The sequence below is a fragment of the Mycetocola sp. 2940 genome (assembly GCF_040548835.1).
Classification (GTDB): Bacteria; Actinomycetota; Actinomycetes; order Actinomycetales; family Microbacteriaceae; genus Mycetocola_A.
Genome location: NZ_JBEPSK010000006.1, coordinates 117,667 through 139,215, shown reverse-complemented (window position 1 = coordinate 139,215; position 21,549 = coordinate 117,667). Strand labels below are relative to the sequence as shown.

Annotated in this window: 20 protein-coding genes and 1 tRNA gene; 7 read left to right on the top strand and 14 right to left on the bottom strand. The window is 66.9% G+C overall.

What is annotated here, in order from left to right; all coding sequences use genetic code 11:
- The first annotated feature begins 87 nt into the window (after positions 1–87).
- The 3 genes from gnd (at position 88) to ABIE24_RS10860 (ending at position 2,933) form a co-directional block, all read left to right on the top strand.
- Positions 88–1,545, top strand: coding sequence for an NADP-dependent phosphogluconate dehydrogenase (gnd, locus tag ABIE24_RS10870; protein WP_354499521.1), 1,458 nt, complete (start codon positions 88–90; stop codon positions 1,543–1,545).
- Between the two features lie 216 nt (positions 1,546–1,761).
- Complete coding sequence (locus ABIE24_RS10865; protein WP_354499519.1) at positions 1,762–2,589, top strand: CPBP family glutamic-type intramembrane protease; 828 nt, start codon at positions 1,762–1,764, stop codon at positions 2,587–2,589.
- Positions 2,590–2,690: 101 nt separating this feature from the next.
- Positions 2,691–2,933, top strand: a complete 243-nt coding sequence (locus ABIE24_RS10860) for a hypothetical protein (RefSeq protein WP_354499517.1) — start codon at positions 2,691–2,693, stop codon at positions 2,931–2,933.
- A 200-nt stretch (positions 2,934–3,133) separates the two neighbouring features.
- Here the strand turns inward: ABIE24_RS10860 and ABIE24_RS10855 are convergent, their stop codons facing one another.
- The 3 genes from ABIE24_RS10855 to ABIE24_RS10845 form a co-directional block, all read right to left on the bottom strand.
- Complete coding sequence (locus ABIE24_RS10855; RefSeq protein WP_354499515.1) at positions 3,134–4,111, bottom strand: ribose-phosphate diphosphokinase; 978 nt, start codon at positions 4,109–4,111, stop codon at positions 3,134–3,136.
- 37 nt (positions 4,112–4,148) lie between these two features.
- Positions 4,149–5,591, bottom strand: a complete 1,443-nt coding sequence (glmU, locus tag ABIE24_RS10850; protein ID WP_354499513.1) for a bifunctional UDP-N-acetylglucosamine diphosphorylase/glucosamine-1-phosphate N-acetyltransferase GlmU — start codon at positions 5,589–5,591, stop codon at positions 4,149–4,151.
- 77 nt (positions 5,592–5,668) lie between these two features.
- A tRNA-Gln gene (locus tag ABIE24_RS10845) sits at positions 5,669–5,740 on the bottom strand.
- A gap of 79 nt (positions 5,741–5,819) precedes the next feature.
- Between ABIE24_RS10845 and ABIE24_RS10840 the strand changes: the two genes are divergently transcribed.
- Positions 5,820–6,320 carry a MarR family winged helix-turn-helix transcriptional regulator gene (locus ABIE24_RS10840; RefSeq protein ID WP_354499511.1) on the top strand — a complete coding sequence of 167 codons (501 nt, stop codon included), beginning with the start codon at positions 5,820–5,822 and terminating at the stop codon, positions 6,318–6,320.
- 19 nt (positions 6,321–6,339) lie between these two features.
- Here the strand turns inward: ABIE24_RS10840 and ABIE24_RS10835 are convergent, their stop codons facing one another.
- The 4 genes from ABIE24_RS10835 to ABIE24_RS10820 form a co-directional block, all read right to left on the bottom strand.
- Positions 6,340–6,999 carry a methionine ABC transporter permease gene (locus ABIE24_RS10835; RefSeq protein WP_354499509.1) on the bottom strand — a complete coding sequence of 220 codons (660 nt, stop codon included), beginning with the start codon at positions 6,997–6,999 and terminating at the stop codon, positions 6,340–6,342.
- Positions 6,999–8,030 (bottom strand): methionine ABC transporter ATP-binding protein, encoded by a 1,032-nt coding sequence (locus ABIE24_RS10830; RefSeq protein WP_354499507.1) that lies wholly within the window; start codon positions 8,028–8,030, stop codon positions 6,999–7,001. The genes ABIE24_RS10835 and ABIE24_RS10830 overlap by 1 nt, the downstream gene beginning before the upstream one ends.
- Before the next feature lie 99 nt (positions 8,031–8,129).
- Entirely contained in the window at positions 8,130–9,032 is a 903-nt protein-coding gene (locus tag ABIE24_RS10825) for a MetQ/NlpA family ABC transporter substrate-binding protein (RefSeq protein ID WP_354499505.1), read from the bottom strand.
- Between the two features lie 336 nt (positions 9,033–9,368).
- A complete protein-coding gene (locus ABIE24_RS10820) occupies positions 9,369–10,463 on the bottom strand; it encodes a fatty acid desaturase family protein (protein WP_354499503.1) in 1,095 nt (364 codons plus the stop codon).
- Between the two features lie 324 nt (positions 10,464–10,787).
- Here ABIE24_RS10820 and ABIE24_RS10815 point away from each other — a divergent pair, with 324 nt between their 5' ends.
- The gene (locus ABIE24_RS10815; protein WP_090712708.1) at positions 10,788–10,991 is read left to right on the top strand and encodes a cold-shock protein; all 204 of its coding nucleotides are present in this window, start codon (positions 10,788–10,790) and stop codon (positions 10,989–10,991) included.
- 175 nt (positions 10,992–11,166) lie between these two features.
- Here ABIE24_RS10815 and ABIE24_RS10810 read toward each other — a convergent pair whose 3' ends face one another.
- From ABIE24_RS10810 to rsmI, 7 genes are all read right to left on the bottom strand, one after another.
- Positions 11,167–12,981 carry an ABC-F family ATP-binding cassette domain-containing protein gene (locus ABIE24_RS10810; RefSeq protein ID WP_354499500.1) on the bottom strand — a complete coding sequence of 605 codons (1,815 nt, stop codon included), beginning with the start codon at positions 12,979–12,981 and terminating at the stop codon, positions 11,167–11,169.
- A gap of 39 nt (positions 12,982–13,020) precedes the next feature.
- On the bottom strand, positions 13,021–13,956 hold the full coding sequence (locus ABIE24_RS10805; RefSeq protein WP_354499498.1) for a 4-(cytidine 5'-diphospho)-2-C-methyl-D-erythritol kinase: 936 nt from the start codon (positions 13,954–13,956) through the stop codon (positions 13,021–13,023).
- A 9-nt stretch (positions 13,957–13,965) separates the two neighbouring features.
- Entirely contained in the window at positions 13,966–14,502 is a 537-nt protein-coding gene (locus ABIE24_RS10800; protein ID WP_354499495.1) for a hypothetical protein, read from the bottom strand.
- The gene (gene rsmA, locus ABIE24_RS10795; protein ID WP_354499494.1) at positions 14,502–15,341 is read right to left on the bottom strand and encodes a 16S rRNA (adenine(1518)-N(6)/adenine(1519)-N(6))-dimethyltransferase RsmA; all 840 of its coding nucleotides are present in this window, start codon (positions 15,339–15,341) and stop codon (positions 14,502–14,504) included. The genes ABIE24_RS10800 and rsmA overlap by 1 nt, the downstream gene beginning before the upstream one ends.
- Positions 15,338–16,276 carry a TatD family hydrolase gene (locus ABIE24_RS10790; protein WP_354499492.1) on the bottom strand — a complete coding sequence of 313 codons (939 nt, stop codon included), beginning with the start codon at positions 16,274–16,276 and terminating at the stop codon, positions 15,338–15,340. Before ABIE24_RS10790 ends, rsmA begins: the two co-directional genes overlap by 4 nt.
- Positions 16,277–16,325: 49 nt before the next feature.
- Entirely contained in the window at positions 16,326–17,906 is a 1,581-nt protein-coding gene (metG, locus tag ABIE24_RS10785; RefSeq protein WP_354499490.1) for a methionine--tRNA ligase, read from the bottom strand.
- 105 nt (positions 17,907–18,011) lie between these two features.
- Entirely contained in the window at positions 18,012–18,830 is an 819-nt protein-coding gene (gene rsmI / locus ABIE24_RS10780) for a 16S rRNA (cytidine(1402)-2'-O)-methyltransferase (protein WP_354499488.1), read from the bottom strand.
- 56 nt (positions 18,831–18,886) lie between these two features.
- Here rsmI and ABIE24_RS10775 point away from each other — a divergent pair, with 56 nt between their 5' ends.
- Positions 18,887–20,530, top strand: coding sequence for a dolichyl-phosphate-mannose--protein mannosyltransferase (locus ABIE24_RS10775; protein ID WP_354499486.1), 1,644 nt, complete (start codon positions 18,887–18,889; stop codon positions 20,528–20,530).
- Complete coding sequence (locus tag ABIE24_RS10770; protein WP_354499484.1) at positions 20,521–21,540, top strand: YeiH family protein; 1,020 nt, start codon at positions 20,521–20,523, stop codon at positions 21,538–21,540. Before ABIE24_RS10775 ends, ABIE24_RS10770 begins: the two co-directional genes overlap by 10 nt.
- The last annotated feature ends 9 nt before the right edge of the window (positions 21,541–21,549 follow it).

Here is a 21,549-nt window from a genome sequence, read left to right as displayed (position 1 = left end):
GCGTCGACCTGGCTCCCCCCTGCTTTTCCACTCCTCTTCGCGAGGACTGTCCGAACTTCTGACCGCTGACCACAAGAGGAGATCTTCATGGCGGATACAACCAAGGCCCAGGCCAACATCGGCGTCGTCGGGCTGGCGGTGATGGGCTCCAACCTGGCCCGCAACCTCGCCAGCCGTGAGGGGAACACCGTTGCGGTCTACAACCGCTCGTGGGAGAAAACCGACACCCTTCTCACCGAGCACCCCGAGGCCGGTTTCATCGCGTCGGAGAAGATCGAAGACTTCGTCGCGTCGCTGCAGAAGCCGCGCACGGCGATCATCATGGTGCAGGCAGGCAAGGGCACCGACGCCGTCATCGACCAGCTCACGCAGCTCTTCGAACCGGGTGACATCATCGTCGACGGCGGGAACGCCCTCTTCACCGACACGATCCGCCGCGAGAAGGCCGTCCGCGAGACCGGCATCAACTTCGTCGGCGCCGGCATCTCCGGCGGAGAAGAAGGCGCCCTCAAGGGCCCCTCGATCATGCCGGGCGGCTCAGCAGAGGCCTACGAGACCCTCGGTCCCATCCTCTCCTCGATCGCAGCCGTCGCCGAGGGCGAGCCGTGCGTGACGCACATCGGTACCGACGGCGCCGGCCACTTCGTCAAGATGATCCACAACGGCATCGAATACGCCGACATGCAGCTCATCGCCGAGGCGTACGACCTCATCCGCCGCGGCACCGGCAAGTCGCCGGCCGAGATCGCCGATGTCTTCGCCGAGTGGAACCGCGGCGAACTCGAGAGCTACCTCATCGAGATCACCGCCGAGGTGCTCCGCCAGGTCGACGCGAAGACCGGCCAGCCCCTCGTCGACGTCATCGTCGACCAGGCCGGTTCCAAGGGCACCGGCGTCTGGACTGTCCAGACCGCGCTCAACCTCGGCGTCCCCGTCTCCGGAATCGCCGAAGCCGTGTTCGCGCGCGGTCTCTCGTCGCACCCGGAGCAGCGGAACGCGGCATCCGACCTTCCCGGACCGAGCGACGACTGGACCGTCGAAAACTCAGACGCCTTCATCGAGGACGTCCGCCTCGCCCTCTACGCATCGAAGATCGTCGCCTACTCGCAGGGCTTCGACGCCATTGCGGCCGGGGCTGACGAGCACGGCTGGAACATCGACCTCGGCGCCGTGTCGAAGATCTGGCGCGGCGGCTGCATCATCCGCGCCCAGTTCCTCAACCACATCGCCGACTCGTACGCCGAAGTGCCCGACCTCAAGCTTCTCCTCGCCGCACCGTACTTCGCCGACGCGATGACCGGGGCGCAGGAGGCCTGGCGTCGTGTCGTCGTCGCGTCGGCCCAGTCCGGCATCCCTGCTCCGGCGTTCTCGTCGTCGCTGTCGTACTACGACGGACTGCGGGCAGAGCGGCTCCCCGCCGCGCTCGTGCAGGGCCAGCGTGACTTCTTCGGTGCCCACACCTACAAGCGGGTCGACGCCGAAGGCACCTTCCACACGCTGTGGTCCGGCGACCGCAGCGAGGTCCAGGCCGTCGACAGCCACTAGTCGTTCGTCACACGAACCGGGCCTCCGTCATCGACGGGGGCCCGGTTTCGTTTACCGCGCCGGCGGGATGCTGCGCCGCCGATGGAGCACGCGGGTGTTGTGCCCGCGCGCCGGTGGAAGCGCACCCGCGCGGGGACGATCCGCCCGCGCGACCGACTCTCTCCGACAGATGCGCCCCGGGCCGGTACGCTCGAAGTAACACACCCGGAAGGCCCCATGACTACCAACCTCTCGACGCCCCAGACGGCTACCCGTCAGGTGGTCAGCTGGAATCTGCTGCCCGGGCTGCTGCTCGCCGCATCGGGATTCCTGCTCTTCGGCGTCCACTGGCGTCCGGGCGGCTACATCGTGCTGGCCGCAGCCCTCGTCGCCGCCCTGATCGTCAACCGCGCCCTCGCGAAGGACCTTCTGCTCATCGCTGTCGGGCTGGGAATCATCAGCCTCGTCCAGATCAACACGGACATCTCCTGGGACCACATGCTCGTCATGGGAACCGCCCTCGCCGCCGCCGTGCTGGTCCCCTACCTCACCTCACGGTTCGTCTACCGCGACCACGCCATTCGGTTCCCGGTGGCGACCGGGCAGCGCTGGACCAAAGTCGAGTGGTGGTACCTCATCGCCGTCGTCGTGCTCGGCTGGGTCCTCCTCCCGGTGTACATGATCCCGACGGGTGTCTACGAGAACTGGCCCGCGGCATCCGAGCCCGATGAGATCGCCCGCCTGTTCCTCGGCACCAATGCGCTCGGCATCTGGGATGAACTGTTCTTCATCTGCACCTGTTACACCCTGCTGCGCCGCCACTTTCCCGACTGGCAGGCGAACCTGATCCAGGCGGTCCTGTTCACCTCGTTCCTCTGGGAGCTCGGTTTCCACGCCTGGGGCCCGCTGCTGATCTTCCCGTTCGCTCTCGTACAGGGCTGGATCTTCAAGCAGACCAAGTCGCTCAGCTACATCGTCAGTGTGCACCTGCTCTTCGACTTCGTGCTGTTCCTCGTGCTCCTCCACGCCCACAACCCCGAATGGCTGGCCATCTTCGTCTATTGACGCGGGCCGTGGCGGCTGGGAATCGGCCGGATGCCCCGCGGCGACGTTGGCGTCACGCCCGCAGCGGAGGACAATGGGGACCCAACCGTGAGGAGTTCACCATGACCGATGACCGCACCCAGGACGCCCCCGTCGAGGACCAGCACCCGCAGCCGCTCGAAGACAAGGTTGCCGGAATCCTCGTGCAGGAAGAGGCGGACCTCGCCGGCCACGACCAGGCCGAAATCCTCGACGCACTGAGGCAGCGATTCGCGGATGCCGGCATCGCGATCTCCGAGGATGAACTCCTCGAGCAGAGCATCAGAATCTCCGCGTCAGAGGGCGGAACGTTCTCTAATCGCTGAGAACACATCTTGAAAAACTGTCAACCCCCTGTACAGGGGCGGAGTTAAAACTTACTCTCAGCAGTAGAAGATCCTTCCCCGAGTTACCCCGCTTAGGTGCTAGTGAGAGCACCCGGACGACGGGATATTCCGGAGGGTCTTTGGGGGCGGGATAGTCGGGATATCCCGCCCTCTCTCATGGCTGGGTGACGGGACGCCGCCTATGCGGCACCGTCGAACATGCTCGTCACGGAGCCGTCCTCGAAGACCTCACGAATGGCGCGGCCGAGCAGCGGCGCGATCGGTAGCACGGTGAGGGTCGCGAAGCGCTTCTCCTCCGGGATCGGCAGGGTGTCGGTGACCACGACGGAGTCGATGAAGTCGCTCTGCAGGATCTCGGTTGCCGGGTCGCTGAAGACCGCGTGGGTGGCTGCGACGACGACGCCGAGTGCCCCGGCAGCCTTGAGCGCTTCAGCTGCACGGACGATGGTGCGGCCGGTGTCGATGAGGTCGTCGACGAGCAGGCAGACACGCCCCTCCACCTGTCCGACGATCTCGTGCACCGAAACCTGGTTCGGCACGAGCGGGTCGCGGCGCTTGTGGATGATCGCCAGCGGGACGCCGAGCTTGTCGCTCCAGATGTCGGCGACACGCACCCGACCCATGTCGGGCGAGACGATGGTGAGGGTCTCCGGATCGAGCTTCTCACGGAAGTGGCCGAGCAGCACCGGCATCGCGAACAGGTGGTCGACGGGGCCGTCGAAGAAGCCCTGGATCTGGGCGGCGTGCAGGTCGACGCTCATGATGCGGTCGGCGCCGGCGACCTTGAACAGGTCGGCGACAAGGCGGGCAGAGATCGGCTCGCGGCCGCGGCCCTTCTTGTCCTGCCGGGCGTACGGGTAGAACGGGGCGACGACCGTGATCCGCTTGGCGGAAGCCCGCTTGAGGGCATCCACCATGATGAGCTGTTCCATCAGCCACTCGTTGATCGGCGCGGTGTGCGACTGGATGACGAAGGCGTCGCTCCCCCGCACGCTTTCGTCGAAGCGGGCATAGAGCTCGCCGTTGGCGAAGGTTCGCGCGTCGGTCGGTACGAGTTCTGAGCCGAGCTCTGCAGCGATGTCGAGCGCGAGTTGCGGGTGCGCCCTCCCTGACACGAGGACCAGTCGTTTCACTCCGCTGCTTTTGATGCCCGACACGAGCCCTGCTTCCTGCCGACACCGTCGGCTTTAGTGCTTAGTTTTCTTCGGGGGACGTGTGCTGGGCCCGGGCAGCAGCCTCAGCTGCCGCCGTGCCCGGACGGTGGGATTCGGTCCAGCCGTCCATGTTGCGTTGGGGGGCGACGTTGATCGCCAGCGCTCCGGCCGGGACATCCTTGCGGACGACCGTTCCAGCTCCGGTATACGCCCCGTCGCCAATCCTAACCGGAGCGACGAATACGCCGTGCGAACCGGTCCGCACGTGGGACCCCACGACCGACGAGTGCTTCTTCACCCCGTCGTAGTTCGCGAAGATGCTGCCGGCGCCGATGTTCGACTGCTCACCGATCTCGGCGTCGCCCACGTAGGACAGGTGAGGGACCTTGCTCCCGGCGCCGATCCGCGCGTTCTTGGTCTCGACGAAGGCACCGATCTTGCCGTCTGCGCCCAGGATCGTTCCCGGCCGCAGAAAGGAGAACGGCCCGACGGATGCTCCCGCGCCGATCACCGCGAGGGTCGCGTCCGTGCGCTTCACCTCGGCGCCCTCCCCCACCTCACAGTCGACGAGGGTGGTGTCCGGGCCGATCACGGCGCCGGTCTCGACGGCGGTCGCACCGAGGAGCTGCGTGCCCGGCTTGACCGTCACATCGGGCGCGAGGCTGACCGTGAGGTCGATCCAGGTCGACGCCGGGTCCTGGATGGTCACCCCGGCCATCTGCCAGCCCCGGACGATGAAGGAATTCAGGCGCAGGGCCTGGGCGCTCAGCTGGGCCCGGTCGTTGACGCCTTCGACCAGCCAGGGCTCTGCCACCGGAATGGCGGCGACGGCGTTCCCCGCCTTGCGGAGCAGCCCGACCACGTCGGTGAGGTACTTCTCGCCCTGGGCGTTGTCGGTGGTGAGGTTCGCCAGTTGGGCGCGGAGGGCGCCGAGCGTGAAGAGGTAGACGCCGGCGTTGATCTCGCGCACCGCCCGCTCCTCTACCGAGGCATCCTTCTGTTCCACGATGCGGTCGAGTCCCCCGGACTCGCCGCGGATGATGCGACCGTACCCGGTGGCGTCGTCGAGAACGGCGGAGAGCAGCGTCGCAGCAGTCCGCTCCTCACGGTGCCGGGCGACAAGCGCGGACAGGGTGTCGGCGTCGAGGAGGGGGACGTCGCCGTTGACCACGAGGACGTCGCCCTCGAAGTCCGCCGGAAGCGCGTCGACGGCCTGCTCTACAGCGCGACCGGTGCCGGGAACCTCGTCCTGGTCGACGATGATGCTGTCGGGGAGCTCGGACGAGATCACTTCAGCGAGTCGGTCGCGTTCGTAGCGAACGACGGCCACGACATGGGCGGCGTCGAGCGCGCGGGCCGTCGCGAGGACGTGACCGACCAGCGGCACGCCGGCGATTGGATGGAGAAGCTTCGGAGTCGAGGATTTCATGCGCGTTCCCTGGCCGGCGGCCAGGATCACGATGGCAAGGTTGTTGTCTGGCACGATACTCCCCAGAAAATCCGATCGGGCGACCTGCCCACATTCGGGTCGTCCAGGTCGTACAAGACCAGGACGCACCGCTCCGCCTCCAGGACTCGAACCTGGACCGAACAACTCCAAAGGTTGCCGTGCTGCCATTACACTAAGGCGGACCGCACTCGCATGCAGTAGTCCAGTCTGCCAGAAAGTTGCTGGAGAGTTGCGCGGCCCGCTCGCCGTCATAATGGACGCATGCCCGAAGATCATGACGAAGTCGACCGCATCGTCACAGCGTGGCAGCGCGAACGCCCCGATCTGAATTTCGCTCCGCTGCAGGTGCTCTCCCGTGTCGGCCGGCTGACCCACCACCTCGACCGCGCGCGGCGGACAGCCTTTACCCGGTCCAAGCTCGAATCGTGGGAGTTCGACGTACTGAGCGCGCTGCGACGGGAGGGCGAGCCGTACACCCTCAGCCCGAAGCAGTTGCTGCAGCAGACGCTGGTTTCCAGCGGCACGATGACGAACCGGATCGACCGCCTCGTGGCATCCGGACTTGTCGAGCGCAAGGCGGATCCGGGTGACGGCCGCGGCATTCTCGTGGTGATGACGCTGACCGGTCTGACCCGGGTCGACGCCGCCATAACACGCCTCGTCGACGCGGAGGCCGACATGCTCGCGGCGCTCTCCGCGGCGGATCAGCAGAAACTCGCGGCACTGCTCCGCAAGCTCAGCATGGGCTTCGACCGCAGCTGACGGCTCCGGAGTCGCGAACCTAACGCCGCATGATCTTCCTGGCGAGGGAATTCCCGAAGAACTGGATCAGCTGCACGAACACGATGACGACAAGCACGGCCGCCCACGTGACGGCGGGGTTGAACTGACGGTAGCCGTACTGGATCGCGAAGTTGCCGATGCCGCCGCCGCCGATGTAGCCGCCCACCGCGGACATGTCTACGAGAACGATCAGGACGAAGGTGTAACCGAGGATCAGTGGCCCGAGCGCTTCAGGGAGCAGGACGGTGCGGATGATACGGAACGGCCCGGCACCGGCCGCGCGTGCGGCTTCGATCACCCCGGGCGACACGGTGAGCAGGTTCTGCTCGACGATGCGGCTGATGCCGAAGGCGGCGCCGATCGAGATGGCGAAGATGAGCGCGCCGTTGCCGATGCCGGTTCCGAGGACGGCACGGGCCAGCGGCTGGATGGCGGCGATGAAGATGATGAACGGGATCGGCCGGAAGATGTTCACGAGTACGTTGATCACCGTGAACGCGACCCGGTTCTCCAGGATCGAACCGGCGCGCGTCACGTAAAGACCGAGCCCGATGAAGAGGCCGGCGATGCCGCCGAAGAGCAGGCTCGCCGCGACGATGTACAGCGTCTCCCACGCGGCTTCACCGAGCAAGGGCAGGAGGTCGATGAGTTTGTCCATTATCGGCTCACCTCCGTGACTTCTGAGTGGGTGGCTATTCGGGCGAGAGCGGCGTCGAGGGCTGCGTCCTCCCCGGTCAGCGCGAGCGTGAGGTGCCCAAAAGCGCGGCCGCGGATGTCGTTGATCCCGCCGTAGACGAGTTCGAAGCGGATGCCGGCTTCGGCGAGGTCGAGGAACACCTGCGCCTGCGAGGCGTTGCCGTCGCGGAACGAGAAAGTGACGATCCGTCCCTCGTGACGGGCCTTGAGGGTAGCGACTTCGACCGGTGACGGGATGCCCTGCACCACGGTCGAGACGAACCGCGCGCTGGCCGCGTTCTCCGGCTGCGAGAAGACGTCGAAGACATCCCCGCGTTCGACGATTCGACCGCCGTCCATGACGGCCACCTTGGTGGCGAGGCTGCGGATGACGTCCATCTCGTGGGTGATGAGGATGATGGTGACCCCGAGTTCGCGGTTGACCCGGTCGAGGAGGGCGAGCACTTCGCTCGTCGTCTCCGGGTCCAGGGCGCTGGTCGCCTCGTCGGCGAGCAGGAGCGACGGTGAGGTGGCCAGTGCCCGGGCGATGCCGACCCGCTGCTTCTGGCCGCCGGACAGCTGGTCCGGGTAGTTCTTCGCCTTGTCGCTGAGCCCGACGAAGGCGAGCATCTCGGCGACACGGGCGGTGACTTCGGTTTTGGACCGTCCGGCGACTTCGAGCGGGTAGGCGACGTTCCTGGCGACGGTCTTCGAGTTGAAGAGGTTGAACTGCTGGAAGATCATCCCGATGTCTCCGCGCACCGCACGCATCGACCGCTCGCGCAGCGAGGTGATCTCAGTGCCGCTGACGACGATGCTGCCCGACGTGGCCTTCTCGAGGCCGTTCACCAGGCGGACGAGCGTGGACTTTCCGGCGCCGGAGTAGCCGATGATGCCGTACACGTCACCCTTCTCGACCTGGAGCGTCACGCCGTCGATCGCGACGACCGGGGCGCCGTTCTTCTCGGACGACGGATACGACTTGACGACATCCGTCATGCTGACGATGCTCACGGGTTTTCCTCTCTCGATTTCTTCAACACGCCGCGACGCGAACAGGCGCCGGAGCATCCGCTCCGGCGCCTCTCGCGCACGTGGTGCTTCGACGTGTGCTTAGCCCTGCTCGGCGATCTGTTCCTCGACGCTCTTGAGCGATGCGACCAGGTCCTCCACCGGAGTCTTCACCATGACCGCCGTTCCACCGGAGTTCTCGACGACACCGTCGGTGACGGCCTTCGACTCCTGGTAGATCTCGACGAGCTTCTGATACGTCTCGTTGTCCTTGTCTTCGGCGCGTGCGGCGAAGATGTTGACGTACGGGAGCGCGTTCGGGTCGGCCGGGTCGTCCTGGGCGATGGCATCCTTGGCTTCGAGGCCGGAGTCGGTGATGAAGTCGTTGTTGATGATCGCCGCGGCGACGTCAGGGAGCGACGTGGCCGTGAGGGTGGGGTCGAGCTCGGTCACCTTCACGCGCGACTTGGACTCGTCGATCTCGGAGACGGTCGAGTAGGTGCTGCCGCCGCCCTTCAGGGTGATCAGGTCGGCTGACTGGAGGACGAGGAGCGCGCGGGCCAGGTTGCTGGGGTCGTTGGGAACCGCAACGGTGGCACCGTCCGGGATGTCTTCGACGCTCTCGTACTGGGTGGAGTACAGGCCGAGCGGGTAGATCGCCGTCGCGCCGACCGGCACGAGGTCCTCACCGTTCGCCTCGTTGAACTGGGCGAGGTAGATGATGTGCTGGAACTGGTTCAGGTCGACTTCGCCCTCGGCCAGGGCCGGGTTGGGCTGGTTGTAGTCGGAGAAATCGACGAGTTCGACGGTGATGCCCTCGTCGGCTGCCGCATCGACGTAGGTCTCCCAGTACGGGTCGCTGGCGCCGACGACGCCGATCTTGACGGTCTCGTTCTCCGCTTCGTCGGCAGTTCCGGCGTTTCCGGCGCAGCCGACGAGAAGCGCGGCGAGCGGCACGACGGCCAGGGAGGCCAGGATGCTCTTCTTCAGGGATGACTTCTTCACTGTGGTTCCTTCTTGTTGCGCGGGACGTGTCAGACGGCTGCGTGCGGGCGCAGCGCAATCACCGGGCTTTCCGGGAGAAAGAAGGGGAGGCTGCGCCGCGTCAGCGCTGGCACGTAATAAAAATAGCTGGGAATTCTTCTGAGCGCGAAGCGAACGGTCACACGGCGTCACAGATTCTCCACGTCGGAGCACCTTTTCGTTCACAATCTTCGACGTGCGGCGCTGGCGTTCAAGCGGCAGCCTTTCGGGCTCCCCACCGTCGCATTCCCGTGAACTTGTGACCGGACGAAAAATCCCCCGCCACCCTGGAGGGCGACGGGGGACGACGGGATCAGCTCACGGTCGACGGAACTGGTTGACCATGGGGCAGTCGAACGGGTCGCGCGCCGACAGGCCGACCCGGTTGAGGTAGTCGACGACGATCGCGTACGACCGGACGAGGGAGGTCTCCGTGTAAGTCACGCCGATCGTCTTGCAGTGCTCGATGACGATCTCTCGGGCGTGCTTGAGGTGCGGGCGCGGCATGCTCGGGAACAGGTGGTGTTCGATCTGGTAGTTGAGCCCACCCATGAAGTAGCTCATCCCCCGGCCGCGGATGTTACGGCTGGTGAGGACCTGCTTCGACAGGAAGTCGACCTTGGCGCCTTCGGCGATGAGCGGCATCCCCTTGTGGTTGGGGGCGAACGACGCACCCATGTAGACGCCGAAGACGGCCATCTGCACGCCGAGGAATGCGAAGGCCATTCCGACCGGGAGGAAGGTGAAGAGGATGGCGAGGTAGATGCTGAGACGCAGGCCGATGAGGGTGAATTCGAGCCAGCGCTTGTCGACGTTCTCGGTCGTGAACAGCGTCAGGATGGAACGGAAGTGGAGGTTGATTCCCTCCAGCGTGAGCAGCGGGAAGAACAGGTAGCCCTGCCGGCGGGTGACGAACGCGAGAACGCCCGTTGCTTTCGCGGCGTCTTCTTCCTTGAACGAGATGGTGTCGATCTCGATGTCCGGGTCCTTGCCGACCGTGTTCGGGTTGGCGTGGTGACGCGTGTGCTTGGTCATCCACCAGGCATAGCTGATGCCCACGACGCCGTCGGCGAGGAGCCGCCCGAGCCGGTCGTTGGCCGGGCCGGATTCGAAGATCTGGCGGTGGGACGCCTCGTGGGCCACGAAGGCCACCTGGGTGAGGACGAGCCCCAGGCCGGCAGCGATGAGCAGCTGGAACCAGGAGTCGCCGAGAAGGATGAAGCCGGTGGCGAGCCCGCCGAGGGCGAGGGCCAGCGCGGTGAGGACAAGCATGTAGAAACCGGTGCGGCGCTTGAGCAGGCCCGCCTCACGAACGGTTTTCAATAGGGCGGCGAAAGTTGTCGTCGGATTGTCAAGTCCTTCGATTCGCGCGGCGGTCTTGCGTACAGGGCCAAGGGTCGCTGTGACAGTCATGGCACCTCCAAAAAGGTTGAGCCCGACTTCCCAGCCGTGATGAAAACGAGCGTGTGCTCGGGATGTTTGAGAGACTACGTGACGGCATATTCCCTCAGGCGATTACAGTACGGGATACGGCATATACTCAGCCGATTATTCAAATCGCTTGCATCTCGACGAAGCGTGGGTTAGTGTTGGCAACGCAGTAGTAGTGTTACGCAGTGATTGATTTACGGCGGTTCCTTCATCTGAAGAGCCGCCGTTTCTTGTAGGAGCGGACAGGTACGCCGCAATTGGGATGACGACAGTCGTCATCCACGCAAGACTCCTAAGGAGATCATCATGGCAACAGGAACCGTCAAGTGGTTTAACGCAGAAAAAGGCTTCGGATTCATCGCTCCCGATGACGGAAGCGCCGACGTGTTCGCGCACTTCTCGGCCATCGCTTCCAGCGGCTTCCGCTCGCTCGAAGAGAACCAGAAGGTTGAATTCGAAACCGCAACGGGCCCCAAGGGCCTGCAGGCTGAGAACATCCGCCCGCTGTAACTAAAGACCATTGCGCCGTCAGCCTCGCGCTGACACAGCGATTCTTGAAAAGCCGGCCTTCACGGGAAACCGTGGAGGCCGGCTTTTTTGGTGTCCCGTAACGCGAGATGCCGAAAGGGCTCCCTGCGACGATGAAACGTCGGACAGGGAGCCCTTCCCGGCATCTCGGCCGGAGCTACTCGAGCAGCTCAGACAGCTCGAGCCAGCGGGTTTCGAGGGCGACGAGGTCAGACTCGTGCGCGCGCAGACGGTCGCTGATCTCCCCGAGGCCGACGTAATCCCCCTGGTCGTGGGTGGCGAGAAGCTCGTGGGTGTCCACGATCCGCTGGCGCATCTTCTGGATCTTGCGGTCGGTCGACGCGATCTCCTTCTGCGCGTTCCGGAGGTCCGCTCCGCCCAGCTTGGGCGACGACGCCGACGCGACAGCGCCGTCGGCCGCGAGCGGAGCGATCAGCGGCGCGGCATCCTGGCCGGAGCGGAGCGCGAGGTACTCGTCGACCCCGCCGGGGAGGTGCCGGAGGTGCCCGTCGAGCACCGCATACTGCTGGTCGGTGACCCGCTCGACCAGGTACCTGTCGTGCGAGACGACGAGCAGGGTCCCAGGCCACGAGTCGAGCAGGTCTTCGATGGCCGCGAGCATGTCGGTGTCGAGGTCGTTGGTGGGCTCGTCGAGGATGAGCACGTTCGGCTCGTCGAGGAGGATGAGCAGCAGCTGCAACCGGCGACGCTGGCCACCCGACAGGTCCTTCACCGGAGTGGAGAGCTGGGCGCTCGTGAAACCGAGCCGCTCGAGCATCTGGCCGGGAGTCATCTCCTTGTCGCCGGTCACGTACGAGGTCTTCTGCATGCCGACGACGGTGGAGACCCGTTCGTGCTCGATCTCCTTGAGCTCGTCCAGCTGCTGGGTGAGGCTTGCGATCCTGACGGTCTTCCCGCGCTTCACCCGGCCGGAGGTGGGCTCCACCGTTCCGGTGACGAGGCCGAGCAGCGTCGACTTGCCCGCACCGTTGACTCCGAGGATCGCGGTGCGCTCCCCCGGTGCGATCCGCCACTCGATGTCTTTCAGCACGGTCTTCGTTCCCGTTGCCGACTCCGGGTCCGGGTAGACGACGCCAGCGTCGAGCAGGTCGACGACGTCTTTGCCGAGCCGGGAGGTGGCCATCTGCGCCAGCGCGACGGTGTTGCGGGGCTCAGGCTCGTTCGCGATGAGGTCGTAGGCGGCATCCATGCGGAACTTGGGCTTCGTGGTGCGCGCGGGGGCGCCGCGGCGCAGCCAGGCCAGCTCCTTGCGCATGAGGTTCTGGCGCTTGTTCTCGCTCGCCGCCGCCATCCGGTCGCGTTCGACCCGCTGCAGGATGTACGCCGCATAGCCGCCCTCGAACGGTTCGATCAGCCGGTCGTGCACCTCCCAGGTGGCGGTGCAGACCTCGTCGAGGAACCACCGGTCGTGGGTGACGACGATGAGGCCGCCAGCGTTGGCTGACCACCGCCGCTTGAGGTGCTCGGCGAGCCAGGCGATGCCTTCGACGTCGAGGTGGTTGGTGGGCTCGTCGAGGAAGAGGACGTCCCAGTCCCCGACGAGGAGCGCGGCGAGGGCGACGCGCCGACGCTGGCCGCCGGAGAGCGAGCCGATCGTCGCGTGCCACGGGATGTCCTGGATGAGGCCGCCGATGACGTCCCGGATGAGCGAGCTTCCCGCCCACTCGTGATCCTCCGCCGACCCGACGATCGCCTGGGAGACGACGAGGTCGTCCGGCTGCTCATCGCGCTGGTCGAGCATGCCGATGGTGACCCCGCGTCGCCGCGTAACGCGACCACCGTCGGGTTCGATCCGCCCCGCGAGCAGCGAGAGCAGGGTCGACTTGCCGTCGCCGTTGCGGCCGACGACGCCGATCCGGTCGCCTTCGTTCACCCCGGCGGTAACGGAGTCGAAGATCACACGGGTCGGGTATTCAAGGTGGAGCTGTTCCGCTCCGAGAAGATGGGCCACCCTCCAAGACTAAGCGCCGGGGCGAGGGCTCCGAGCCATTCAGTCGTGCAGGAGCCTCGCACCGTGGACAGGTCCGGTCACCCGGAGCACGTGCAGGCGCGACGCGCTGAGGCTGACCTGCAGTTCGAGCGCCGTGTCGGCATCCGGCGCCAGGAACGCCACCGTCGGGCCGGACCCTGACACGATGCCGGCCAGGGCGCCCATCTGCTCTCCGAGTTCGAGGATGCCGCCGAGTCCCGGCGCGAGGTGGAGCGCCGCGGCCTGGAGGTCGTTGTGGAGCGCCTCGGCCAGTTGCCTGGCGTCACCGGCGCGGAGGGCCTGCAGCACTTCGGCGTCGACCGTCGGTTGGGCGACGGCGGGGAAGATGTCCTGGGCGTGCCGCTCCCGGTGGGAGTCGAGGGCGCGGTACACGTCGGGCGTCGACATCCCGAACTCGGCGATGGCGAGGACCCAGTGGAATGTTCCCTTGGCGAGCGCGGGGCTGAGCCGGTCGCCCTTGCCGGTTCCGATCGCGGTTCCCCCGGTGAGCGCGAAGGGAACGTCGGCGCCGAGCTTCGCGGCCATACCGAGAAGTTCGTCCCGCGACAGCTCGGTTCCCCAGAGCGCATCGCAGGCGAGCAGCGTCGCGGCGGCGTCGGCCGATCCCCCACCCATTCCGCCGGCGATGGGAACGTGCTTCTCGATCTCGAGGCGCACACCGCGGCGGTAACCGGCCTTGCGGGCAAGCATCCGGGCCGCTTTGATCGCCAGGTTACTGCCGTCGACCGCGAGCGACGAGGTGTCGATCGGGCCCGAGAAACCGACCGAGAAGTCTGACGCCGGGTAGGCGCGCACATCCTCGTACAGCGACACCGCCTGGAACGCGGTGGCCAGTTCGTGGTAGCCGTCGTCCATCAGTTCACCGACCTTGAGGAAGACGTTGATCTTCCCCGGCGCCCGTGCGTGCGCGTAGGTCGGTGCCAGCGGAGCGGTCATGCAACCAACCTAACGCAGGGCAGGGGGCAGGGCGTTCCGCAGGAATTCCTTGGCAGCGGGCATGGCCTCCTCCGAGACCAGGCCGACGTGGCTCAGCGCCACCGTGGTCTTGCCGCCGGAACTCGGCGAGACGCTCGCCGCCACCGCTGTTCCGTCGTCGAGTTTCCATCGGGCGCTGAAGTACTTTCCGCCGGAGTTGACGCTCGTCGCTGGCCGGTCGATCGCAGCCGAGACGGATGCCACGACCGCCGCCAGTGCCTCCTCCTGGTCGCCGACAAGGCGGCGGGAGGATGAGACTTCGAAGGTGCCGTTGGCTCGCTGCCCGGGTCGGCGGCGCCCGCTGTGCTGCTCGAAGTCGACGGTGATGTTCTGGGCCCACCACGGGTCGACGCCGCGGTCGGTGACGAGCCACGTGGCCATGGCCGAATGGCTCCACTCCGCGGCGCCGGCCTCCGCCAGCGCTGTCCGCCAGAACTCGCGGCTCTGGCCGGTGGCGGCGAGGACCGACGCGTCGCCGGTGCTGTCGCTCTGCGGGGCGACGGCCATCAGAGCGACCCCACCTGGCGGGCGATGGCGAGAAAATCGTGGACGGTGAGTTCTTCACCCCGCGCCGTGGGGGCGATGCCGGCCGCCGTCATGGCATCCGTCGCCGCCGCTGAGCCGCCGAGCAGCTGCCCCAGTGACTGGCGCAGCATCTTGCGCCGTTGCTGGAACGCGGCGTCGACGATGCTGAAAGTGAGGACGCGTTCCTCCTCGGTGCCGATGGCATCCTCGCGCCGGTCGAAGCCGACGAGCACGGAGTCGACGTTCGGTACCGGCCAGAACACCTGGCGGCTCACGGTCCCCGCCGTGCGCCAGGCGCCGTACCAGCTCGCCTTGACGCTCGGGCTGCCGTAGATCTTCGACCCGGGTTCGGCGGCGAGCCGGTGGCCAACCTCGGCCTGGACCATGACGACGCCGGCGCGGATCGACGCGAAATGCTCGAGCAGGTGGAGCAGGACGGGAACAGAGATGTTGTACGGCAGGTTCGCGACGAGCCGGGTCGGGTCGCCGGGGAGGTCGGTGATCCGCATCGCGTCGGCGCTCACGACGGTCAGCGGCGCGCCCGGCTGCAGCAGTTCGACGGTTTTGGGCAACTGGTCGGCGAGGCGGTGGTCGATCTCGACCGCGACGACGCTCGCCCCGGCGGCGAGGAGGCCGAGCGTGAGCGAACCGAGCCCCGGGCCGACCTCGACGACGTGCTCACCGGGGGCGACCTTCGCGACCTTGACGATGCGGCGCACCGTGTTGGCGTCGACGACGAAGTTCTGGCCGAGTTTTTTCGTCGGCTGCACATCGAGCAGGTCGGCGAGGTCACGGATTTCTGCGGGGCCGAGCAGGCTCATTCGCCGTCTTTCTGAGAGGGAGTGTCGTAGGGATCCGGGGGTGAGGTGACGGGGTCGGTGTCCCAGTGGCCGTAGACGTATTCGGTGTTGGAGGAGATCTGCGCCGCGAGCATCGACGGGTCGGTGCCCAGGTGGGCGGCGATCGCGCGCACGGTGTGCGGAAGCAGGTAGGGGGCGTTCAGCCGGCCGCGGTGGGGCATCGGCGTCAGGTACGGAGCATCCGTCTCGATCAGGAGCAGGTTGCGGGGGGCGACGTCGAGGGCGTCGCGGAGGTTCTGTGCGTTCTTGAACGTCGCCGTCCCGGCGAACGACATGAACCAGCCGTTATCCGCGCATTCCCTGGCCAGTTCCGCGTCGCCGGAGAAGCAGTGGAACACGGTGCGTTCAGGCGCGCCCACCCGCCGGAGCGTTGCGAGCACGTCGGGGTGGGCATCCCGGTCGTGGATCTGCAGGGCGAGGTTGTGCTCCTTGGCCATCCTGATGTGCGCCTCGAACGCGCGCTGCTGGGCTGCGCGCCCCTCCGGGCCGGTGCGGTAGTAGTCGAGCCCGGTCTCCCCGATGGAACGGACGCGGGGCCTGCCGGCGAGTTCGTCGATGACGGCGAGGGCCGCGTCGAGGGTCCCTTCAGCGTCGAGCCGGGGGGTCTCGTTGGGGTGGATCGCGACGGCAGCGAGCATCCGCGGTTCGATAGCGGCGGTCTCGGCGCTCCAGATCGACGATTCGACGTCGGTGCCGACCTGCACGATCCCGCGCACCCCGACGCTCGAGGCCCGGTCGAGGTGTTCCCGGTAATCGAGTTCTCCCCCCTCAGCGGTCGGCCGGCCGGAGCCGACCGACGGGTCGAGGTGGGTGTGGTTGTCATACACCGGCACGAGCAACGCCTCGGGCAGCGGCGGGTACTTCAGTTCCGTGCGCTCGGAGGCGGAGTTCGTCATGGTTTCGACGGTACCCCACTTGCGTGCCGCGGACGCGGCATCCGTCGGGTCAGTTGACGGTGGCCTCGATGCGCGGGAACAGCGCGTCGAGCGGCGCGACCTGTGTTCCTGCCGGCAGCCGGCCCCAGGTGCCGGCGTCCCGGAGCGGCTGGTCCTCGAGCGCGCCGAGCGCTTCGGATGCTCCGAGCGACGTCCACAGCCGGGCCGTGGCGTCCGGCAGCACCGGTGACAGCAGCACGGCGAGGGCACGCAACCCCTCGAGCGCCGTGTACAGCACGGTGCCGAGTCTCTCCCGCTGGGCGTCGTCCTTGGCGAGGGCCCACGGCTCCTGGTCGGTGATGTAGCCGTTGAGCTCGTCGACGATCCGCCAGATCGCCGTGAGGGCGTCGTGGACGGCCAGTTTCTCGATCGACGCATTCGCGAGGTCGGATGCCGTCGACACGACGGCATGGATCAGCAGCTCCGCGTCGGTCCGCTTGCTGTCCGCCGGTACGACGCCGTCGAAGTAACGGGTGACCATGGCGACGACACGCGATGCGAGGTTTCCGAAGCCGTTGGCGAGTTCCGACTGGTACCGGGCCGACAGGTCCTCCCAGCTGAACGAGCCGTCCTGCCCGAAGGCGATGGCGCGCATGAAGTAGTAGCGGAACGCGTCGGCGCCGAAGGTGTCGGTGATCTCGCTCGGGGCGATCCCGGTGAGTTTCGACTTGGACATCTTCTCGCCGCCGACGAGCAGCCAGCCGTGGCCGAAGACCTTCCTGGGCACCTCGAGCCCAGCGGCGAGGAGCATCGCCGGCCAGATGACGGCGTGGAACCGGAGGATGTCCTTGCCGACGATGTGGGTGGCCGGCCAGCGGCGGGCGAACTCCTCCTCGTCCTGGCCGTAGCCGACGGCGGTGATGTAGTTGAGCAGGGCGTCGAACCAGACGTAGACGACATGGGATTCATCCCACGGCACCTTGACGCCCCAGTCGAAGCTGGAACGCGAGATCGACAGGTCGGAGAGACCCTGCTTGACGAACTGGATGACCTCGTTCCTCGCGGACTCCGGCTGGATGAAGTCGGGGCGCTCCTCGTACAGGGCGAGCAGCCGGTCGGTGAAGTCGCTCATCCGAAAGAAGTAGTTCTTCTCCTGCAGCAGCTCGAGCGGCTTCGAGTGGATCGCACATACCTTCTGGCCCTCGAACGGCCCGGTGCCGTCGACGATCTCCGACTGCGGCTTGAACTCTTCGCAGCCGACGCAATACAGCGCTTCGTACTCGCCGGAGTAGACGAATCCGGCGTCGAACAGCCGCTGCAGGAACAGCTGCACGTTCGTCTCGTGGCGTTCGTCTGTGGTGCGGATGAAGTCGTCGTTCGCGATGTTGATGGTTGCCAGCAGCGGCTTCCAGGCTTCGGTGACGAGCTTGTCCGCCCATTCCTTCGGCGTCGTGCCGTTGGCGGTGGCCGTGCGGAGGATCTTCTCGCCGTGTTCGTCCGTGCCGGTCAGCGACCAGGTATCGTCGCCGGCCTGGCGGTGCCAGCGGGCGAGCACGTCAGCGGCCACCTCCGTGTAGGCATGACCGATGTGGGGCGCATCATTCACATAGAAGATGGGCGTGGTGATGTAGAACGATTTGCCGCTGGCCATGGACTCAATCCTAGAGCCGGACTTTGCAGGGTTACGCCGTGTGCGAGTTGCTGGGGTTGCAGGGGTGCGGGCCGGCCGGAACTACCCCATTGTGTGCGACTCGCGTCATTTCTTGACGGCGAGCGCCGCCTGGTACAGGTCACGTCTGCTCAGCCCGGTCGCCTCAGAGACCTGTACCGTTGCCTCCTTCAACCGCTCTCCCGCCGTCACCAGCTCGAGCACCTGCTGCACACCGTCGTTCAGGTTGACCTCCCGTTTCTCGGCGCCGGCGATGACGACACAGATCTCGCCGCGGACACCGGCCTCGGCCCACTCGGCCAACTCGGCGGCAGTGCCCCGCTTGACCTCCTCGAACATCTTCGTCAGTTCACGGCAGACGACGACGCTGCGGTCGTTTCCGAGAACGGATGCCGCGTCGGCGAGCGAGGCGGCCAGGCGGTTCGGGGATTCGAAGAAGACCATCGTGCGACGTTCGTGCTCGAGCTGCCGGAACGCGTGCACCCGGTCGCCGTGCTTGCGCGGCAGGAAGCCCTCGAACGTGAACCGGTCCGTCGGCAGGCCGGAGACGGCGAGCGCGGTGATCACGGCGCTCGGGCCGGGCAGGACGGAGACTTCGATCCCGGCGGCGACCGCGGCGACGACGAGGTGATAGCCGGGGTCGGACACGGTCGGCATCCCGGCGTCGCTGAGCACGAGCAGGTCGCGATCGCGGGCGAACTCGATCAGCTCCGCAGATCTCTCGCGTTCGTTGTGCTCGTGCAGGCTGACCAGCCGCGGCTTGTGCGCAATGCCCAGTCCCTTGAGCAGCTTCACTGTGGTTCTCGTGTCCTCGGCAGCGACGACCTCCGCCGTGCTGAGGGCGTCGACGAGGCGCTTCGACGCATCCCCGAGGTTTCCGATCGGGGTCGCTGCGAGGATGATCATGGCTCCAGTCTCCCACTCTGCCCGTCCGCCACCGCCGCGGTGGTTAGCATGGCAGGGTGTCCACCCCGAACCGCGATCCGTTTGCGCTGGTCGTGACCGGCGAGCCTGTGACGGCCGAGCCCGACCACGAGCCGGTCGAGCGCGGGTCCCGGCTGGACGGCTGGGCGGCACGGATGCTGTCGACCCCGCGGCGACGTCTGGCCTGGTACTGGGGCGCTCCGCTTCTCGTGACCCTGCTCGCCGGCATCCTGCGGATCTGGAACCTCGGCCACCCGCACGCCCTCGTCTTCGATGAGACGTTCTACGTCAAGGACGCCTGGACGCTGCTGTCGAACGGCTACGAGTCGGCGTGGCCGGAGAACGCGGATGAGGCGTTCAACCGCGGCGAGACCTCCGGGTACCTCGACGATCCGTCGTACGTCGTCCATCCTCCCCTCGGCAAGTGGCTGATCGCCGTGGGGCTGGCGGCGTTCGGGGCCGGCGACAGCTTCGGCTGGCGGATATCCACGGCGATCGTCGGCACGGTCGCCGTCTTCGTTCTGATGCTGGTCGCGCGCAAGCTGTTCGCGTCGACGCTGCTCGCGGTGCTCGCCGGATTCCTCTTCGCCATAGACGGCCACGCGATCGTGATGTCGCGGGTGGCCGTGCTCGACAATTCGGTGATGCTGTTCGCGCTCCTCGGCTTCGGTTGTGTCCTTCTCGACCGGGAACGGCACGAGCGCGCCCTCGGCGAGCGCCTCGCCGCTGCCCAGGCCCTCGGCAGGGACCCATCCTGGGGACCGGTGATCTGGTGGCGGCCGTGGGTTCTCGGTGCCGGGCTCTGCTTCGGGCTGGCGTCGAGCGTCAAATGGAGCGGCCTGTACTTCCTGGCGGCGTTCGGCCTGTACCTCATCGTCGTCGACGCGCTCGCCCGGCGCCGCCTGGGTCTGCCGCTGTGGACGAGTGCCGCCGTCCTCAAACAAGGACCGGCGACGTTCCTCCTCGTCGTGCCTCCTGCCCTCGCCGTGTACCTCGCCAGCTGGACGAACTGGTTCGTCAGCGACAACAGTTACTACCGGCACTGGGCGGAGGCGGCGGGGAACGCGTGGACCGGGGTGTTCTCCTGGGTGCCGCCGGCGTGGCAGAGCTTCGTGTATTACCAGCAGTCGATCTACAACTTCCATGTCGGGCTGAAAGCGGCGCACCCGTATTCGGCCGATCCGGTGAGCTGGCTGGCCATGACCCGGCCGACGAGCATGTGGTACGCGTCGCCGGGGACAGGCACGGAGGGCTGTATTGCCGAACCGTGCTCCCAGGCGATCACGTCGATCGCGAACCCCCTGATCTGGTGGGCCGCTGTCACCGCGCTCCTCTACCTCGTCTACCGCCTCGCCCGGTACCGCGAATGGCGCGTCGGGCTGATCCTCATGGGCACCGTCGCCGGGTATCTCCCGTGGCTGCTCTACACCGAACGGACGGTGTTCCAGTTCTACACGATCGTGTTCCTGCCGTACCTGCTGCTCGGCCTCGTCTTCGTGCTCGGGTTGGTGCTGGGGTCGCCGGACGATGAAACGTGGCGGAGGAACCGCGGGCTCTCGCTGACGGCCGTGTTCGTGATCGCCGCCACGGCACTCACCGTATTCTGGTATCCGCTCTGGTCGGCGACGACAGTTCCGTACTGGTTCTGGATGCTGCACTCCTGGCTTCCGACATGGGTGTGACCGCCGCACCGGTCACGCCGTCGGTCTGGCGTTCCCGGGCGCCCGGCATCGGCCTCGCAGCGGCCGCGGTGCTCGTTGCGGCCGGACTGCACGCGCTGCTACCCGCCCTCCCGCTCCTGACGATCTGCGTTCTGCTCGGCATCGCCTGCGGCCAGGTTCCCGCCGTCCGCCGTCTCCTCGACTCGCTGTTCGCTGCCGGAATCGCGTTCTCGGCCCGCCGCCTGATGCGGATCGGGATCGTCCTGCTCGGGCTCAAACTCAGCCTCGTCGACATCGCCGGGCTCGGCTGGGGCGTTTTCCTCAGCACCGTCGCCGTCGTCCTGCTCAGTTTCGGCGGCACCTGGCTGCTCGGCCGGCTGTTCCGCCTCCCGGGGCGCGAGCCGCTCCTCCTCGCCACCGGGTTCGCGATCTGCGGGGCGAGCGCCATCGGCGCGATGGCCGGGGTGGTGCGGGCGAAGCACTCCGAACAGGCGTCGCCGGTCGCCCTCGTGACCCTCTGCGGCACCCTCGCGATCTTCGTCCTGCCGGCCCTCTGGCATCCGCTCGGACTGGACGCCCTCGGGTTCGGCCACTGGGTCGGAGCGGGCGTGCACGATGTCGGCCAGGTCGTCGCCACGGCCCAGCTGGCCGGCAGCGGCGCCCTCGCGCTCGCGCTCGTCGTCAAGCTGACCCGGGTGCTGATGCTCGCCCCGATCGTCGCCGTTGCAGGCGTCGTCGAACGTCGCCGTGCGGTGACGACCGGAGGGGCACGTCCGCCGGTCGTTCCCCTGTTCGTCGCCGGTTTCGTCGGGGCGATGCTCCTCAACACCGTCCTGCCGATCCCGGAACCCGTACTGTCTGCCGCCGATGTGGTTCAGACGCTCCTGCTCGCCATGGCTCTTTTCGCGCTCGGGGCCGCCGTGAACCTCCGGCGCCTCGGCACGACCGGGTGGCGTGCCCTCGCGGTCGGGCTGCTGGCCTGGCTGCTCATCGCCGGTCTCGCGTTCGCGGCCGTTTCGCTCGCCGGCTGAGCTGTGCTT